Origin of the sequence: Streptomyces sp. 840.1 (assembly GCF_003751445.1) — a bacterium.
Classification (GTDB): Bacteria; Actinomycetota; Actinomycetes; order Streptomycetales; family Streptomycetaceae; genus Streptomyces.
Window position 1 is genome coordinate 380,430 of sequence record NZ_RJUU01000002.1, and the last position, 17,616, is coordinate 398,045.

The following is a 17,616-nucleotide window of genomic DNA, read 5'->3' on the forward strand; positions in this document are numbered from 1 at the left end:
GTCGGCTCGGTAGCATTCCCATTGCGTACGCCATGTGAATGCGGCGCAGCCCCTGAGTCAGGAGAGACCGGTGTCAGACGTCCGTGTGACCATCCAACGCGATTCCGAGCGGGAAGAGCGCGTGGTGACGACGGGCACTACGGCAGCCGAGCTCTTCCCCGGCGAGCGCACCGTCGTCGCCGCCCGCATCGCCGGCGAGCTGAAGGACCTCGCGTACGTCGTCGCCGACGGCGAGACCGTCGAGCCCGTCCTGATCTCGTCCGAGGACGGCCTCAACATCCTGCGGCACTCCACCGCGCACGTCATGGCGCAGGCCGTGCAGGAGCTGCACCCCGAGGCCAAGCTCGGCATCGGCCCGCCGGTCAAGGACGGCTTCTACTACGACTTCGACGTCGAGAAGCCGTTCACGCCCGAGGACCTCAAGGCCATCGAGAAGAAGATGCAGGAGATCCAGAAGCGGGGCCAGAAGTTCTCCCGCCGGGTCGTGACGGACGAGGCGGCCCGCGAGGAGCTGGCCGACGAGCCGTACAAGCTGGAGCTCATCGGCATCAAGGGCTCCGCCTCCACGGACGACGGCGCGGACGTCGAGGTGGGCGGCGGCGAGCTGACCATCTACGACAACCTCGATCCGAAGACCGGCGACCTGTGCTGGAAGGACCTCTGCCGGGGCCCGCACCTGCCGACCACCCGGTTCATCCCGGCGTTCAAGCTGATGCGCAACGCGGCCGCCTACTGGCGCGGCAGCGAGAAGAACCCGATGCTCCAGCGCATCTACGGCACCGCCTGGCCCACCAAGGACGAGCTGAAGGCGCACCTGGAGTTCCTGGAGGAGGCCGCCAAGCGCGACCACCGCAAGCTCGGCAGCGAACTGGACCTTTTCTCCTTCCCGGACGAGATCGGCCCCGGCCTCGCCGTCTTCCACCCCAAGGGCGGCGTCATCCGCCGGGCCATGGAGGACTACTCGCGCCGCCGCCACGAGGAGGAGGGCTACGAGTTCGTCTACTCGCCGCACGCCACCAAGGGCAAGCTCTTCGAGAAGTCCGGCCACCTGGACTGGTACGCCGACGGCATGTACCCGCCCATGCAGCTCGACGACGGGGTGGACTACTACCTCAAGCCGATGAACTGCCCGATGCACAACCTGATCTTCGACGCGCGCGGCCGCTCCTACCGCGAACTGCCGCTGCGCCTCTTCGAGTTCGGCACCGTGTACCGGTACGAGAAGTCGGGCGTGGTGCACGGCCTGACCCGCTCGCGCGGCTTCACGCAGGACGACGCGCACATCTACTGCACCCGTGAGCAGATGGCCGACGAGCTGGACCGGACGCTGACCTTCGTCCTGAACCTGCTCCGCGACTACGGTCTGACCGACTTCTACCTGGAGCTGTCCACCAAGGACCCGGAGAAGTTCGTCGGCGAGGACGAGACCTGGGAAGAGGCCACCGAGACGCTGCGCGTGGTCGCCGAGAAGCAGGGGCTGCCGCTGGTCCCGGACCCGGGCGGCGCCGCGTTCTACGGCCCGAAGATCTCCGTGCAGTGCAAGGACGCCATCGGCCGCACCTGGCAGATGTCGACCATCCAGCTCGACTTCAACCTGCCGGAGCGCTTCGACCTGGAGTACACCGGACCCGACGGCACCAAGCAGCGCCCGGTGATGATCCACCGCGCCCTGTTCGGCTCCATCGAGCGCTTCTTCGCGGTGCTGCTCGAGCACTACGCGGGTGCGTTCCCGGTGTGGCTGGCCCCGGTGCAGGCGGTCGGCATCCCGATCGGCGACGCGCACATCCCGTACCTCCAGGAGTTCGCGGCCAAGGCCCGTAAGCAGGGGCTGCGGGTCGACGTGGACGCCTCGTCGGACCGGATGCAGAAGAAGATCCGCAACCAGCAGCGCGCGAAGGTCCCCTTCATGATCATCGCGGGCGACGAGGACATGGCCAACGGCGCCGTCTCCTTCCGGTACCGCGACGGTTCGCAGGAGAACGGCATCCTGGTCGAGGACGCCATCGCCAAGATCGCTAAGGCCGTCGAGGACCGCGTCCAGGTCTGAGCGGTCGGCACAGGGGCCCCCGGCGAGCTATCCGGCCGCCGGGGGCCCCTTCTCGTCCTCCCGCCGGAACGACTGGATCAGCCACGACGAGAACGAGCCCGTGACCGCCCCCAGCAGCGCCAGCCCGCAGACCATCAGGCACGCCGCCACCACCCGGCCTCCCGGTGTCACCGGTACGGCGTCCCCGTACCCCACCGTCGTGAGCGTCGCGCACGCCCACCAGACCGCGTCGCCGAAGGTCCGGATCGACGTGCCCGGGGCATCGCGCTCCAGGCGGTAGACGGCCAGGGCGGCCGAGACGCCCAGGAGCAGCGAGGTCATTCCGGCGTACGACATCACGCGTGCGTACAGGCTGAGCCGGGGCTCGTCGCGGCGCTTCTGGACGGCCGTGTAGACCTGGACCATCCGCAGCGGCCGCAGCAGCGGAAGGATGAGCACCAGCGTGTCCAGCCAGTGCGCCCGGACGAAGCGGTGGCCGAGACCGCTGAGCCGGATCCTGACCGCGTAGTCGACGACGAAGAGCAGCCAGGTGAAGCCCACCAGGGCCAGCGAGATGTCGCGCCAGGGCTCGGCGTCGCGCGGGGCCAGGACCCGGGCCGCGTAGCCGAGCAGGAACAGCATCGAGGCGACGAAGAGCGGTGCCTCGGCGCGCTCCTCCCACCGGGTCAGTGCCGGAGTGGACCGGGCTGTGGTGCGGTCGCTCATCGGCCAAGCATCGCGGTGCGGGAACCGGTCCGGCCCCGGCGACACGCGTCGCACGGGGTAAGCAATATGCTGATCGGCATGACGAGTGAGCCGGAGCAGCAGATCGGAGTGGGGACGCCCGACGCGTTCCAGCGCCTGTGGACGCCCCACCGGATGGCGTACATCCAGGGCGAGAACAAGCCGACCGGTCCGGAGGCCGGCGACGGCTGTCCGTTCTGTGCCATTCCGTCGATGTCGGACGAGGACGGGCTCGTCGTGGCGCGCGGTGAGCAGGTCTACGCCGTGCTGAACCTGTACCCGTACAACGGTGGCCACCTGATGGTGGTGCCCTACCGGCACGTCGCGGACTACACCGAGCTGGACGGCCCGGAGACGGCCGAGCTGGCCGATTTCACCAAGCGGGCGATGACCGCGCTGCGTGCGGCGTCGGGTGCGCACGGTTTCAATATCGGGATGAACCAGGGCGCGGTGGCCGGTGCCGGTATCGCCGCGCACCTGCACCAGCACCTGGTGCCCCGCTGGGGCGGTGACACCAACTTCATGCCGGTGGTGGGCCACACCAAGGTGCTGCCGCAGTTGCTGGCGGACACCCGGAAGATGCTGGCCGACGCCTGGCCGGTCTGAGCAGGCCGGTCCGTGCGGGGCGCCCCGGTGGAACGGGGGCGCCCCTTTTTTCGCCGGGCGGACGGGGCCTTCAGAACACGTCCTAGGCGTCGTACAGGTCGGCCTTGCGCGGCGAGGGGTCCTGGACCATGCCGCTCAGTATCGACGAGCGGTTCCCGAAGCGTTCGGTGTCGACACCGTTCTCGTCGAGCACCTTGATGACGGCGCTGTGCACCACGCGCAGGACGGGGGTGGCCGCGCGCATCGCGTCGTCCGCCATGAAGCGGTGGCGCCAGGGCTTCTCGGCCCAGGCGTGCCGCAGCCCGAAGGGTTCCGGCAGGGCGATCTTGCCGCCGAGGTAGTCGAGCAGCGGCGGGTACCAGGTGAACGGGGCGCGCAGGGCGAGGCGGACGACCTCGCTGGACTCGACCAGCGCCAGCGTTATGTCGCGGGTCTCCCAGAACTTCACGGTCTTGTTGACCGTCCTCTTCTTGGCGGCGGGTTTGCTCGTGAAGAGCGAGTGGACCGGGCCGAGGGCGTGCCCGGTGACCTCGATGCGCAGGGTCTCGAAGAGCACGGTGACGGTGATCATCATGGTGATCACCAACTGGCCGTCCCAGAGGGTGAACTGCACGCCGAGGTAGTGGCGGTCGCCGCTGCCGAACTGCTGCTGGTTGCAGATCCGCTGTATCTCGTGGGGCTTCACCTGGAAGGTGGCGACGTCCTCGCCCTCAGGGCGGGAGACCGAGCCGGCGTTCTCGCCGACGGCCGACACGATCCAGTGGGTCACCGACGGCTTGGGGAAGCCGCCCGTGTTCAGCGGGCCGCGCTCCAGCATCTTGAGCTGGTCGTGGATGACCCGGATCAGATCCCAGCTGCGGAACTGGTGGAACTCCTTGCCGGGGTCCTTGGACACGAGGTCCTCGGCGAGCTGCCAGCTGCCCCAGCGGGTGCCCATGCCGAGGATGCCCTTGGGGCCGGCGTAGAAGACCGAATTGGACTGCTGTTCGGCCGAAAGCTTCTCCAGGCCCTGCCGGAGAGCCTCCCGGGCGGTCTCGCTCGGGTTCTTCGGTACGGCTTCGGGGATCTTGGCGACGACACCGCCGCCGGAGAGGAGCCCCTCCCAGCGGGCGCGCATGTCCTGGGCGGAGGCTTCCGCGATCCGCTTGGCGATCAGCCATCCGATGACCGGGGCAATGACCATCGCCCGTACGTAGAGCCCCAGGAATCCGGTGAGGGGCATCTTGATCAGGAAGTACACCGCGACGATCCCGATGACCGGCAACACGATGCTGCCGAGGACGGAGAGCACCTTGTCCTTCGTCTTGGCGAGGATGTCGCGCAGCCGGAAGGCGATGACCCACAGCAGCATTCCGGGCAGGAAGAGGAAGCCGAAGACCGCCGTCACGACGGTGAGTTTGGTGTCGCGTGCCTTGCGGAGCCGCGAGGCGGACAGGCAGTGCTCGACGACGGTCTGAGGGTCGCTGCCGAAGGACTGGATGAGTGCACCGCGGGCTCCGCCCAGCGTGCGCTCCTGAACGGCGCGGGAGAAGGCCTCGCCCAGGTTGGGCTTGAAGTAGTCGGACTTGATGAACTTGGACCGGCCGGCCTTCACCTCGGACTTGTGCCACTCGCTGTTGGCCTTGAGGATCTCGTCCACCGGGCTGTCGCGGTACGCGGCAGAGGCGAGGGCGTTGGTCGCCACCGCCGCTCCCGCAGCTCCCTGGAGTGGAATCTGCGCTCCGGGAGAGAAATCGAATCCGTCGTTGGCCACTGTCGCCCCCACTCGCCCGCCAAGAAACCGCTCCTGCGGCTGTTTCCCAACTGCCGTGCCCGGCACACTTTCTGAGCTGGGACCACAGCGTATCGTCCGAATCGATACGCTGTCCGGCCCTGTGGACAACCGTGGACAACCGCGGGGCGTGGGGCGCTACGTGCCGTTCGCGGCGATGTGCTGTTCCTCGCGCATACGGTCCGACAGGTGTGCGGGCATGGCTTCGTGACGCGCGTACGCGCGGTCGAAGCGGCCGGTGCCGTGGGACAGCGAGCGCAGGTCGACGGCGTACCGGCCGATCTCCAGCTCCGGCACCTCCGCCCGTACGAGGGTGCGTCCCGGTCCGGACTGCTCGGTGCCGACCACCCGGCCGCGCCGGCCCGAGAGGTCGCTCATCACCGGGCCGACGCAGTCGTCGGGGACGAGGACGCTGATCTCGGCGACGGGTTCGAGCAGCTGGATGCCGGTCTCCGAGGCGGCCTCGCGCAGGGCCAGGGCGCCGGCGGTCTGGAAGGCGGCGTCCGAGGAGTCCACGGAGTGGGACTTCCCGTCCCGCAGGGTGACCCGCAGGTCGACCAGCGGGTGCCCGGTGGCGACGCCCCGGGCGGCCTGCGCGCGGACGCCCTTCTCGACGGACGGGATGAACTGGCGCGGTACGGAGCCGCCGACCACCTTGTCGACGAACTCGATGCCGGACCCCGGCGGCAGGGGTTCGACGTCGATCTCGCAGATGGCGTACTGGCCGTGGCCGCCGGACTGTTTGACGTGCCTGCCGCGTCCGGTGGCCGGACCCGCGAACGTCTCACGCAGCGCGACCCGGTGCGGTACGGCGTCGACCTGGACCCCGTACCGGCTGCGCAGCCGGTCGAGCGCCACGTCCAGCTGGGCCTCGCCGAGGCACCACAGGACCACCTGATGGGTGTCCGGGTTCTGCTCCAGGCGCATCGTGGGGTCCTCGGCGACGAGCCGTGCGAGGCCCTCGGAGAGCTTGTCCTCGTCCGCCTTGCCGTGCGCCTCGATGGCGAGCGGCAGCAACGGGTCGGGCATCGTCCAGGGCTCCATCAGCAGCGGATGGTCCGGGTCGGACAGGGTGTCGCCGGTCTCCGCGGTACCCAGCCGGGCGACACAGGCGAGGTCCCCGGCGATGCACTCGGTGAGCGGGCGCTGCTGTTTCCCGAAGGGGGCGGAGAGCGCGCCCACGCGGATCTCGGCCTCGTGGAAGGGGCGGTCCTCGTGGCCGGGGCCGGTGAGCCCGTGGCCGAACACGTGAACGGTGTCGTCGGCGCGCAGGGTGCCGGAGAACACCCGCACCAGGGAGAGCCGGCCGACATAGGGGTCGGACGACGTCTTCACGACCTCGGCCACCAGCGGGCCCCCGGCGTCGCAGCCGAGGGCGGGGAGCGGGGCGCCGCGCAGGGTGGTGACGGCGGGCAGCGGGTGTTCGAGCGGGGTCGGGAAGCCGCCGGTGACCAGGTCGAGGAGTTCGACGGTGCCGACGCCCCGGTGGGCGCCCTCGGCGGCGGGGGCGGCGGCCAGGACCGGGTGGAAGGTGCCGCGTGCGACGGCGCGCTCCAGGTCGCCGATGAGTGTCGCTGTGTCGATGTCCCCGCCGGCCAGGTAGCGGTCCATCAGGGTCTCGTCCTCGCTCTCGGCGATGATCCCTTCGATGAGCCGGTTGCGGGCGTCGGTGAGCGGGGCCCGCTGGTCGTCGGCGGGCGGCTTCTCCGCCCGCTCGCCGCCGGAGTAGTCCAGGACGCGCTGGGTGAGCAGTCCGGTCAGCCCGGTCAGCGGGGCGTGGCCGTCGGGGCCCTCCGGGCCGCGCAGGGGCAGATAGAGCGGGAGCACGGCGTCCGGATCGTCGCCGCCGAACGTCTCGCCGCAGATCCGCGTCATGGCTTCGAACGAGGTGCGGGCGGTGTCGAGGTGGGTGACGACGATGGCGCGCGGCATGCCGACGGCGGCGCACTCCTCCCAGACGGCGCGGGTGGCGCCGGCCACGGCGTCGGCCTCCTGCGCGGCCGAGACGACGAAGAGGGCCGCGTCCGCCGCCCGCAGACCGGCCCTCAGTTCCCCGACGAAATCCGCGTACCCCGGGGTGTCCAGCAGGTTGATCTTGACCCCGCCCCATTCGACGGGGACCACGGAGAGCTGTACGGAGCGCTGCCGGCGGTGCTCGATCCCGTCGTGGTCGGAGACCGTGCTGCCGTCCTCGACCCGGCCCGCCCGGCTGACCGCGCCCGCGGTCTGTGCGAGGGCCTCGACGAGGGTGGTCTTGCCCGAGCCGCTGTGGCCGACCAGTACCACGTTCCGTATGGAGGAGGGGTGGCCGGCCGCCGGCGCTCTTCCGGCGGCCCCGGTGTGTGCGTGTGCCTTGTCGCCCATGGTGCGTGCCTCCCAGGTGATGGCGCGGGGCGGGAGAACCGCCGGGCGCGGGGTGGGGAGTGGCTGCACGGGCAGAGGGGAGCCGCCGCGGCGGCTTCGGCGACGCCCGCGGTACTTCCGAGCTTTCCACTGTGTCCGGGTCCCGTCCATACGTCGCGCGCCGCTCCGCGATCCGGGCCGCCCGGCATGGCGGGCCGGGGTGCCCGGACGGTGGAGCGCGGCCGTCGTGACTACGATGGGTCAGCCGGTGGCCGATGGGGCCGCTCGGCCCACCGAACCCTCGGGAAGGCCATGCTGAACAAGTACGCGCGTGCATTCTTCACGCGTGTCCTCACACCGTTCGCCGCACTGCTGCTCCGTCTCGGCGTCAGCCCCGACGCGGTCACTCTGATCGGCACGGCCGGGGTGATGGCAGGTGCGCTGGTCTTCTTCCCGATGGGGGAGTTCTTCTGGGGCACGATCGTCATCACGATCTTCGTCTTCTCCGACCTCGTCGACGGGAACATGGCGCGGCAGGCCGGTATCTCCAGCCGGTGGGGCGCGTTCCTCGACTCGACGCTCGACCGGGTCGCCGACGGCGCGATCTTCGCCGGCTTCGCCCTCTGGTACGCGGGCAGCGGCGACAACAACGTCCTGTGCGCCGTCGCGATCTTCTGCCTCGCGAGCGGCCAGGTCGTCTCGTACACCAAGGCGCGCGGTGAGTCGATCGGTCTGCCGGTCGCGGTCAACGGGCTCGTGGAGCGTGCCGAGCGGCTGGTGATCTCGCTGGTGGCCGCCGGTCTGGCGGGCCTGCACGCGTTCGGTGTACCCGGCATCCAGGTGCTCCTGCCGATCGCGCTGTGGATCGTCGCGGCGGGCAGCCTGGTGACGCTGGTGCAGCGCGTCGTGACGGTGCGCCGCGAGTCGGCGGAGGCCGACGCGGCCGGGAGCGGGGCCGCTTAGTGAGCCGCGCGACCGGGAACCCCCGGCCCGGCCCCGGGGAACGGATCAGCGACGGCCTGTACGGACTCGGCTGGGCCGCGGTCAAGACGCTCCCCGAACCGGCCGCTCGCGCCCTTTTCCGCACCATCGCCGACCAGGTGTGGAAGCGGCGCGGCAAGAGCGTGCTGCGGCTGGAGTCGAATCTGGCGCGGGTGGTCCCGGACGCGAGCCCCGCCCGCCTCGCGGCACTGTCCAAGGCCGGGATGCGCTCGTACATGCGGTACTGGATGGAGTCGTTCCGGCTGCCCACCTGGAGTGCGCGGCGGATCAAGGACTCCATCGACGTGAGCGACGCCCACCGGCTGACCGAGGGGCTCGACGCCGGGCGCGGTGTCATCCTCGCCCTGCCGCACCTGGGGAACTGGGACCTGGCGGGCGCCTGGGTCACCACGGATCTGAAGGTCCCCTTCACGACGGTCGCGGAGCGGCTGAAGCCGGAGTCGCTGTACGACCGGTTCGTCGCCTACCGCGAGGGCCTCGGCATGGAGGTCCTGGCGCACAACGGCGGGACCGCCTTCGGCACGCTGGCCCAGCGGCTGCGCGCGGGCGGCCTGGTCTGCCTCGTCGCCGACCGCGATCTGTCGGCCTCCGGCGTCGAGGTGACGTTCTTCGGTGACACGGCCCGGATGCCGGCCGGCCCGGCGCTGCTCGCCCAGCAGACTGGGGCGCTGCTGCTGCCGGTCACGCTCAACTACGACGACACGCCGGTGATGAAGGCGCGGATCCATCCGCCCGTCGAGGTCCCCGGCTCAGGTGACCGTGCGGAGAGGACGTCTGTGATGACACAGGCCCTGGCCGACGCGTTCGCCCTGGGCATCGCCGAGCACCCGGAGGACTGGCACATGCTGCAACGGCTCTGGCTCGCCGACCTCGAACCCCTCGGAGACCAGCAGTGAAGATCGGCATCGTCTGCCCGTACTCCTGGGACGTACCGGGCGGTGTGCAGTTCCACATCCGCGATCTGGCCGAGCACCTGATCCGGCTCGGCCACCAGGTGTCCGTGCTCGCCCCGGCGGACGACGAGACACCGCTCCCGTCGTACGTGGTCTCGGCCGGCCGGGCCGTGCCCGTCCGGTACAACGGCTCGGTGGCCCGGCTGAACTTCGGTTTCCTGTCGGCGGCACGGGTGCGGCGCTGGCTGCACGACGGCACGTTCGACGTGATCCACATCCACGAGCCGACCTCGCCGTCGCTGGGGCTGCTGACCTGCTGGGCGGCGCAGGGACCCATCGTCGCCACGTTCCACACGTCCAATCCGCGCTCCCGGGCGATGATCGCCGCCTACCCGATCCTCCAGCCCGCCCTGGAGAAGATCAGCGCACGCATCGCGGTCAGCGAGTACGCGCGCCGCACCCTGGTCGAGCACCTGGGCGGCGACGCCGTGGTCATCCCCAACGGTGTCGACGTGGACTTCTTCGCCGCGGCCGAGCCCAGGCCCGAGTGGCAGGGCGGCACGATCGGCTTCATCGGCCGCATCGACGAGCCCCGCAAGGGCCTGCCCGTCCTGATGCGGGCACTGCCCGCGATCCTGGCCGCCCGCCCGGACACCAGGCTCCTGGTGGCCGGCCGGGGCGACGAGGAGGAGGCCGTCGCCTCGCTGCCGAAGGAGATGCGCGAGCGGGTCGAGTTCCTCGGCATGGTGAGCGACGAGGACAAGGCGCGGCTGCTGCGCAGCGTTGACGTGTACATCGCGCCCAACACCGGCGGCGAGAGCTTCGGCATCATCCTGGTCGAGGCGATGTCCGCGGGCGCACCGGTCCTGGCCAGCGACCTGGACGCCTTCGCCCAGGTCCTGGACCTGGGCGGCGCCGGTGAGCTGTTCGCCAACGAGGACGCGGACGCGCTGGCCGAGGCGGCGGTCCGGCTGCTGGGTGACCCGGAGCGGCGCGCGGAGCTGCGGGAGCGCGGCAGCGCACATGTGCGGCGCTTCGACTGGTCGACGGTGGGCGCGGACATCCTCGCGGTGTACGAGACGGTGGCCGACGGCGCCGCGTCGGTGGCCACGGACGAACGCACGGGGCTGCGGGCCCGGTTCGGGCTGGCGCGGGACTAAAGGTTGTTGTACAAGGCCCGAACGATCTCCAGGGCCAGCCTGCGGTCGCCGCCCAGGCCGGTGGAAAACGGTGCACAAACGGGCAGTTGATCATGCCCGAGATGGCCGAATCCGGGCGTGATCGCCGTTGTGCAACAACCTTTAGGGCGTGTTTTGCAAGTAGCGTCGTCCGCCCGGAGGGCGGGCCGGCGGCGTCTGGTGCGTGCGATCGCAAGGCGCGGACATGGTCTCGTAGCGGAGCTACTGGGGCATTTCCGCAACGCCGCGAGCGTGCGTGCCAGACGCGTCCCCAACCTCACGGGACAGAACACCTAGGTGTTCTGTCCACGGAGGTTGGTGACGGATTCCACGGCTTGGGGATCTTGAACGAGTGAGGGCCTTCCGGGTTCGGTGTGGATTGCGACATCTACACGAACGACCAGAAGGCCCTCATGTCCCACCGTAATGCACCCCTGACCGAGACCGGACGTCTGCGTCTGGCCCGCTGCGTCGTGGACGACGGCTGGCCGCTGCGCCGGGCCGCCGAGCGCTTCCAGGTCTCGACGACCACCGCTCAGCGGTGGGCAGTCCGCTACCGCGAGCAGGGCGAGGCCGGGATGGCCGACCGCTCCTCCCGGCCCCACCACAGCCCAGGCCGGACACCGACGCGGACCGAGCGGCGGATCATCAGGGTCCGCGTCCTGCGGCGCTGGGGCCCGGCCCGCATCGCGTATCTCCTCGGGCTGAACCCGGCGACCGTCCACCGTGTCCTGACCCGCTACAAACTCGCCCGCCTGGCTCACCTCGACCGGGCCACCGGCCGGGTGATCCGCCGCTACGAGCACGCCGCCCCCGGCGACCTCGTCCACGTCGACATCAAAAAGCTCGGCAACATCCCCGACGGCGGAGGCCACAAGGTCCTCGGCCGGCAAGCGGGCCGCAAAAACCGGGCGAAGGCCGGCATGAGCTTCCTGCACAACGCTGTCGACGACCATTCCCGCCTGGCCTACAGCGAGATCCTCACCGACGAGAAGAAGGAAACCGCCGTCGGATTCTGGCAACGGGCCCACGCCTACTTCGCCGCTGCCGGCATCACCGTCCAGCGGGTCCTGACCGACAACGGTTCCTGCTACAAGTCATACCTCTGGCGCAACTCCCTTGCCGGACAGGGGATTTCACACAAGCGGACCCGTCCCTACCGGCCCCAGACCAACGGGAAGGTAGAGCGGTTCAACCGCACCCTTCTGGACGAATGGGCCTACGCCCAGACCTACCGGACCGAGACCGAGCGACGCGACGCCTACCCGCGATGGCTCCACACCTACAATCACCACCGCGGACACACCGCACTCAAGGGCCAGCCACCCGCCAGCCGCGTCCCCAACCTCACGGGTCAGTACACCTAGGGCGGCCCGGAGCGTCGCCGACGCGGGTGACCGGGGGCCGGGTGGTGCCCGGTCACCGGTAGCCTTCGGCCCGTGACCGAAACCCTCATCTGGACCGTCGTCGTGCTCGTCGCGATCGGCCTGTACCTCAGCTGGACCGCCGGGCGGCTCGACCGGCTCCACACCCGTATCGACGCGGCGCGGGCCGCGCTCGACGCGCAACTGCTGCGCCGGGCCTCGGTCACCCAGGAACTCGCCACGTCCGGCGTGCTGGACCCGGCCGCCTCCATCGTCCTGTACGAGGCCGCGCACGCCGCCCGTCAGTCGGAGGAGGAGCACCGCGAGGTGGCCGAGAGCGAACTGAGCACCGCCCTGCGCGCCGTGTTCGGTGAACCGGCACAGGTGGACGCGGTGAAGGAGATCCCGGGCGGCGAGGACGCCGCGTCCGAACTGGCCGCCGCCGTCCGCCGGGTCCCGATGGCGCGCCGGTTCCACAACGACGCGGTGCGGGCCGCCCGTGCGCTGCGCCGCCACCGCACGGTGCGCTGGTTCCGGCTGGCCGGTCACGCGCCCTTCCCGCTCGCCTTCGAGATGGACGACGAGCCGCCGGTCGCCCTCGCCGCCCGCCCGGTCAGCTGACACCCGAGCACCGAGACCCCGTGCCGCGACCGCCGGCCGGACCAAAACGATCCACCGGCCTCCTATTGGCCCTTGCTGTGGACCGGCCCCGGAGAGTTTGCTCAGCAGTGCATCACTCCGCACGCTCAGCGCCCCTTCTCCCAGTGAGGTCCATCCGTGTCCACGCTTCCCAGCACCCCGCAGTCCGCTGACTCCCCGGCGACCGGCACCGCCCGCGTCAAGCGCGGCATGGCCGAGCAGCTCAAGGGCGGCGTGATCATGGACGTCGTCAACGCCGAGCAGGCGAAGATAGCCGAGGACGCGGGCGCCGTGGCCGTCATGGCCCTGGAGCGGGTGCCCGCCGACATCCGTAAGGACGGCGGCGTGGCCCGGATGTCCGACCCGAACATGATCGAGGAGATCATCGAGGCCGTCTCCATCCCGGTCATGGCGAAGTCCCGCATCGGACACTTCGTCGAGGCCCAGGTCCTGCAGTCCCTCGGCGTCGACTACATCGACGAGTCCGAGGTGCTCACCCCGGCCGACGAGGTCAACCACAGCGACAAGTTCGCCTTCACCACCCCGTTCGTCTGCGGCGCCACCAACCTGGGCGAGGCCCTGCGCCGCATCGCCGAGGGTGCGGCCATGATCCGCTCGAAGGGCGAGGCCGGCACCGGCAACGTCGTCGAGGCGGTCCGCCACCTGCGCCAGATCAAGAACGAGATCGCCCGGCTGCGCGGCTACGACAACAACGAGCTGTACGCCGCCGCCAAGGACCTCCGCGCCCCGTACGAGCTGGTCAAGGAGGTCGCCGAGCTCGGCAAGCTGCCCGTCGTCCTCTTCTCCGCCGGTGGCGTCGCCACCCCGGCCGACGCCGCGCTGATGCGCCAGCTCGGTGCCGAGGGCGTCTTCGTCGGCTCCGGCATCTTCAAGTCCGGCGACCCGGCCAAGCGCGCCGCCGCCATCGTGAAGGCCACCACGTTCTTCGACGACCCGAAGATCATCGCGGACGCCTCCCGCAACCTGGGCGAGGCCATGGTCGGCATCAACTGCGACACGCTGCCCGAGACCGAGCGCTACGCCAACCGCGGCTGGTAGTCACTGATGAGCGACACCCCTGTGATCGGCGTCCTGGCTCTCCAGGGCGACGTACGGGAACACCTGATCGCCCTGGCCTCGGCGGACGCCCTGGCCAGGCCGGTCCGGCGGCCCGAGGAACTCGCCGAGGTCGACGGCCTGGTCGTCCCCGGCGGCGAGTCCACCACGATGTCCAAACTGGCCGAGCTGTTCGGGATGCTGGAACCGCTGCGCGAGCGGGTCGCCGCGGGGATGCCGGTCTACGGCACCTGCGCCGGAATGATCCTCCTCGCGGACAAGATCCTGGACCCGCGCTCGGGTCAGGAGACGATCGGCGGCATCGACATGATCGTGCGCCGTAACGCTTTCGGGCGGCAGAACGAGTCCTTCGAGGCGGCCGTCGAGGTGGCCGGGATCGAGGGCGGGCCCGTCGAGGGCGTCTTCATCAGGGCCCCCTGGGTCGAGTCCGTGGGCGCGCGGGCCAAGGTGGTGGCCGAGCACGGGGGCCACATCGTGGCAGTACGGCAGGGAAACGCCCTTGCCACGTCATTCCACCCGGAACTGACCGGAGACCACCGACTTCACGCGTACTTCGTCGACATGGTGCGCGCAGCGGGCTGACTCGACCCCGGTAGGATCTCTCGGGTTCGTACGGAATTTGGTGACGCGAAGGAGAAGGCAGATGTCCGGCCACTCTAAATGGGCTACGACGAAGCACAAGAAGGCCGTGATTGACGCCAAGCGCGGCAAGCTCTTCGCGAAGCTGATCAAGAACATCGAGGTCGCGGCCCGCACCGGTGGTGTGGACCCCGAGGGCAACCCGACCCTTGTGGACGCGATCCAGAAGGCGAAGAAGAGCTCGGTCCCGAACAAGAACATCGACTCCGCGGTCAAGCGCGGTGGCGGTCTCGAAGCGGGCGGCGTCGACTACCAGACGATCATGTACGAGGGTTACGGCCCCAACGGTGTCGCGGTGCTCATCGAGTGCCTCACCGACAACCGCAACCGTGCCGCGTCCGACGTACGTGTCGCCATGACGCGCAACGGCGGCTCGATGGCCGACCCGGGCTCGGTCTCGTACCTGTTCAACCGCAAGGGCGTCGTGATCGTCCCCAAGGGTGAGCTGTCCGAGGACGACGTGCTGGGTGCCGTCCTCGACGCCGGCGCCGAGGAGGTCAACGACCTCGGTGAGACGTACGAGGTCGTCAGCGAGGCCACCGACATGGTCGCGGTCCGTACCGCGCTCCAGGAGGCGGGCATCGACTACGACTCGGCCGAGGCCAACTTCCTGCCCACCATGCAGGTCGACCTCGACGAGGAGGGCGCCCGCAAGATCTTCAAGCTGATCGACGCGCTGGAGGACAGCGACGACGTGCAGAACGTCTTCGCGAACTTCGACGTCTCGGACGAGGTCATGGAGAAGGTCGACGCCTGAGCCGTCGCCGACCGGCGCAGCTTTCGCGGACGGGCCGACGGGGACACACCCCGTCGGCCCGTCGCATTGTCAGTGCGAGCCGATAGCCTGCCAGAACAGTTGACCGATCGGCAGGGAGGGGACGACCCGGTGCGGGTACTCGGTGTGGACCCCGGGCTGACCAGGTGCGGCGTCGGAGTCGTCGAGGGCGTCGCGGGCCGTCCCCTGACGATGCTCGGCGTAGGAGTCGTGCGCACCCCGTCCGACGCGGAGCTCGGACACCGGCTGGTGGCCATCGAGCGCGGCATCGAGGAGTGGCTCGACGAGCACCGCCCCGAATACGTCGCCGTCGAGCGGGTGTTCGCCCAGCACAACGTCCGGACGGTGATGGGCACCGCCCAGGCCAGCGCGGTCGCCATGCTCTGCGCGTCCCGCCGCGGTATTCCGGTCGCCCTGCACACGCCCAGCGAGGTCAAGGCCGCCGTCACGGGCAGCGGCCGCGCGGACAAGGCGCAGGTCGGCGCCATGGTCACCCGGCTCCTTCGGCTGGACGCCCCGCCGAAGCCGGCCGACGCCGCCGACGCGCTGGCCCTCGCCATCTGTCACATCTGGCGCGCCCCGGCCGCCAACCGCCTCCAGCAGGCGCACGCGGCAGCGACCGCGGCCCGTACCCCGCGCGTTCCGCGCACCGCAGCAGCTCCCGTCCGGAAGGTCCCCCGATGATCGCCTTCATCACCGGCCCCGTGGCCGCGATCGCCCCCACCACGGCCGTGATCGAGGTCGGCGGCATCGGCATGGCCGTCCAGTGCGCGCCGAACACCCTCGCCGCCCTGCGGATCGGCAAGGAGGCCAGGCTCGCCACCTCCCTCGTCGTACGGGAGGACTCGCTCACGCTCTACGGCTTCGCCGACGACGACGAGCGGCAGACCTTCGAGCTGCTCCAGACCGCCAGCGGGGTCGGCCCCAGGCTCGCCCAGGCCATGCTCGCCACCCACAGCCCGGACGCCCTGCGCATCGCCGTGTCCACCGGTGACGAGAAGGCGCTCACCGCGGTCTCCGGCATCGGCAAGAAGGGCGCGCAGAAGCTCCTGCTCGAACTGAAGGACCGGCTCGGCGAGCCGGTCGGCGCCCACATCGGCCAGCAGGGCATCGGCACCGCGGTCACCTCCTCCTGGCGTGACCAGCTGCAGGCCGCACTGATCGGCCTCGGCTACGCCACCCGCGAGGCCGACGAAGCGGTCTCCGCCGTGGCACCGCAGGCGGAGACGGCCATCGCCGAGGGCGCCCAGCCGCCCGTGCCCCAGCTGCTGCGCGCCGCCCTGCAGACCCTCAACCGCGCGCGCTGAGCGGAACCGGGCAACACCCCTGACGCCCGGCCGGGCACCTCACGGCACGGCACCGAAACACCCGAGGCGGGACTGACGAGATGAACTGGGACGAGACCGGACCCGACACCGACGAGCTGCTCGACGAGCGGCTCGTCGACGCCGGCGCGGACGGCGAGGACACCGCCGTCGAGGCCGCCCTGCGCCCCAAGGACCTCGACGAGTTCGTCGGCCAGGAGACGGTGCGCGAACAGCTCGACCTGGTCCTCAAGGCGGCCCGCGCCCGCGGCGCCACCGCCGACCACGTACTGCTCTCCGGCGCCCCGGGCCTTGGCAAGACGACCCTCTCCATGATCATCGCCGCCGAGATGGGAGCACCGATCCGGATCACCTCGGGCCCCGCCATCCAGCACGCCGGCGACCTCGCGGCGATCCTGTCCTCCCTCCAGGAGGGCGAGGTCCTCTTCCTCGACGAGATCCACCGCATGTCCCGGCCCGCCGAGGAGATGCTCTACATGGCGATGGAGGACTTCCGGGTCGACGTGATCGTCGGCAAGGGGCCCGGGGCCACCGCCATCCCGCTGGAGCTGCCGCCCTTCACCCTGGTCGGCGCCACCACCAGGGCCGGGCTGCTGCCGCCCCCGCTGCGCGACCGCTTCGGCTTCACCGGCCACATGGAGTTCTACAGCCCGGCCGAACTGGAAAGGGTGATTCATCGCTCGGCCCGGCTCCTCGACGTCGAGCTGGACACCGAGGGCGCCGCGGAGATCGCCGGCCGCTCCCGGGGCACCCCCCGTATCGCCAACCGGCTGCTGCGCCGGGTGCGGGACTACGCCCAGGTCAAGGCCGACGGCCGGATCGACCGGGCCATCGCCGGAGCGGCCCTGAAGGTCTACGAGGTCGACGGCCGCGGCCTCGACCGGCTGGACCGTGCGGTGCTCGGCGCCCTGATGAAACTCTTCGGCGGCGGCCCGGTGGGGCTGTCCACGCTCGCGGTCGCCGTGGGGGAGGAGCGCGAGACGGTCGAGGAGGTCGCCGAGCCCTTTCTGGTGCGCGAGGGACTGCTGGCCAGGACGCCCAGGGGGCGGGTCGCCACACCGGCCGCGTGGGCCCACCTCGGGCTCGTTCCGCCGCAGCAGGGCGGAAAGGGACAACAGGGCCTGTTCGGGGCGTGATGAGTCACAGGTTGGCCCGCAGCGGAACCCGGGTGCCATGCTGGGCGTTGTTCCATCGATGCGGACTCGCTTAGACTCCGCCGATGCCGCCCTTAAAG

At 70.5% G+C, this 17,616-nt stretch carries 16 protein-coding genes; 13 read left to right on the forward strand and 3 right to left on the reverse strand.

All coding sequences use genetic code 11. The features are described from left to right. Nucleotides 1-70: 70 nt before the first annotated feature. Nucleotides 71-2,047 (forward strand): threonine--tRNA ligase, encoded by a 1,977-nt coding sequence (thrS, locus tag EDD93_RS28060; protein ID WP_123528286.1) that lies wholly within the window; start codon nt 71-73, stop codon nt 2,045-2,047. 27 nt (nt 2,048-2,074) lie between these two features. Here thrS and EDD93_RS28065 read toward each other — a convergent pair whose 3' ends face one another. Beyond that, nucleotides 2,075-2,752, reverse strand: coding sequence for a potassium channel family protein (locus tag EDD93_RS28065; RefSeq protein WP_123528287.1), 678 nt, complete (start codon nt 2,750-2,752; stop codon nt 2,075-2,077). Nucleotides 2,753-2,818: 66 nt separating this feature from the next. Here EDD93_RS28065 and EDD93_RS28070 point away from each other — a divergent pair, with 66 nt between their 5' ends. Continuing rightward, a complete protein-coding gene (locus EDD93_RS28070) occupies nt 2,819-3,376 on the forward strand; it encodes an HIT domain-containing protein (protein WP_123528288.1) in 558 nt (185 codons plus the stop codon). An 82-nt stretch (nt 3,377-3,458) separates the two neighbouring features. Here EDD93_RS28070 and EDD93_RS28075 read toward each other — a convergent pair whose 3' ends face one another. Then, on the reverse strand, nt 3,459-5,129 hold the full coding sequence (locus tag EDD93_RS28075; protein ID WP_123528289.1) for a hypothetical protein: 1,671 nt from the start codon (nt 5,127-5,129) through the stop codon (nt 3,459-3,461). A gap of 156 nt (nt 5,130-5,285) precedes the next feature. Continuing rightward, nucleotides 5,286-7,511 (reverse strand): elongation factor G-like protein EF-G2, encoded by a 2,226-nt coding sequence (locus tag EDD93_RS28080; RefSeq protein ID WP_123528290.1) that lies wholly within the window; start codon nt 7,509-7,511, stop codon nt 5,286-5,288. A 291-nt stretch (nt 7,512-7,802) separates the two neighbouring features. On the opposite strand from EDD93_RS28080, the gene pgsA reads away from it, so the two are divergent. The 11 genes from pgsA to ruvB all read left to right on the forward strand — a co-directional run bounded on the left by pgsA (nt 7,803) and on the right by ruvB (nt 17,518). Beyond that, nucleotides 7,803-8,453 (forward strand): phosphatidylinositol phosphate synthase, encoded by a 651-nt coding sequence (gene pgsA / locus EDD93_RS28085; RefSeq protein ID WP_123528291.1) that lies wholly within the window; start codon nt 7,803-7,805, stop codon nt 8,451-8,453. Next, nucleotides 8,453-9,388, forward strand: a complete 936-nt coding sequence (locus tag EDD93_RS28090; RefSeq protein WP_123528292.1) for a phosphatidylinositol mannoside acyltransferase — start codon at nt 8,453-8,455, stop codon at nt 9,386-9,388. Before pgsA ends, EDD93_RS28090 begins: the two co-directional genes overlap by 1 nt. Next, entirely contained in the window at nt 9,385-10,545 is a 1,161-nt protein-coding gene (locus EDD93_RS28095) for a glycosyltransferase family 4 protein (RefSeq protein ID WP_123528293.1), read from the forward strand. Before EDD93_RS28090 ends, EDD93_RS28095 begins: the two co-directional genes overlap by 4 nt. A 431-nt stretch (nt 10,546-10,976) precedes the next feature. Further along, nucleotides 10,977-11,930 carry an IS481 family transposase gene (locus EDD93_RS28105; RefSeq protein ID WP_123527726.1) on the forward strand — a complete coding sequence of 318 codons (954 nt, stop codon included), beginning with the start codon at nt 10,977-10,979 and terminating at the stop codon, nt 11,928-11,930. Between the two features lie 72 nt (nt 11,931-12,002). Continuing rightward, the gene (locus EDD93_RS28110; protein WP_123528295.1) at nt 12,003-12,548 is read left to right on the forward strand and encodes a hypothetical protein; all 546 of its coding nucleotides are present in this window, start codon (nt 12,003-12,005) and stop codon (nt 12,546-12,548) included. A 156-nt stretch (nt 12,549-12,704) separates the two neighbouring features. Next, nucleotides 12,705-13,625, forward strand: coding sequence for a pyridoxal 5'-phosphate synthase lyase subunit PdxS (pdxS, locus tag EDD93_RS28115; RefSeq protein WP_123528296.1), 921 nt, complete (start codon nt 12,705-12,707; stop codon nt 13,623-13,625). A 6-nt stretch (nt 13,626-13,631) separates the two neighbouring features. Beyond that, complete coding sequence (pdxT, locus tag EDD93_RS28120) at nt 13,632-14,225, forward strand: pyridoxal 5'-phosphate synthase glutaminase subunit PdxT (RefSeq protein WP_123528297.1); 594 nt, start codon at nt 13,632-13,634, stop codon at nt 14,223-14,225. A gap of 61 nt (nt 14,226-14,286) precedes the next feature. Continuing rightward, the gene (locus tag EDD93_RS28125; RefSeq protein ID WP_024492903.1) at nt 14,287-15,039 is read left to right on the forward strand and encodes a YebC/PmpR family DNA-binding transcriptional regulator; all 753 of its coding nucleotides are present in this window, start codon (nt 14,287-14,289) and stop codon (nt 15,037-15,039) included. Nucleotides 15,040-15,168: 129 nt separating this feature from the next. Then, a complete protein-coding gene (gene ruvC, locus EDD93_RS28130) occupies nt 15,169-15,741 on the forward strand; it encodes a crossover junction endodeoxyribonuclease RuvC (RefSeq protein WP_123528298.1) in 573 nt (190 codons plus the stop codon). Then, nucleotides 15,738-16,364 (forward strand): Holliday junction branch migration protein RuvA, encoded by a 627-nt coding sequence (gene ruvA / locus EDD93_RS28135; protein WP_123528299.1) that lies wholly within the window; start codon nt 15,738-15,740, stop codon nt 16,362-16,364. Before ruvC ends, ruvA begins: the two co-directional genes overlap by 4 nt. An 80-nt stretch (nt 16,365-16,444) precedes the next feature. Next, nucleotides 16,445-17,518, forward strand: a complete 1,074-nt coding sequence (ruvB, locus tag EDD93_RS28140) for a Holliday junction branch migration DNA helicase RuvB (protein WP_123528300.1) — start codon at nt 16,445-16,447, stop codon at nt 17,516-17,518. Nucleotides 17,519-17,616 lie beyond the last annotated feature (98 nt).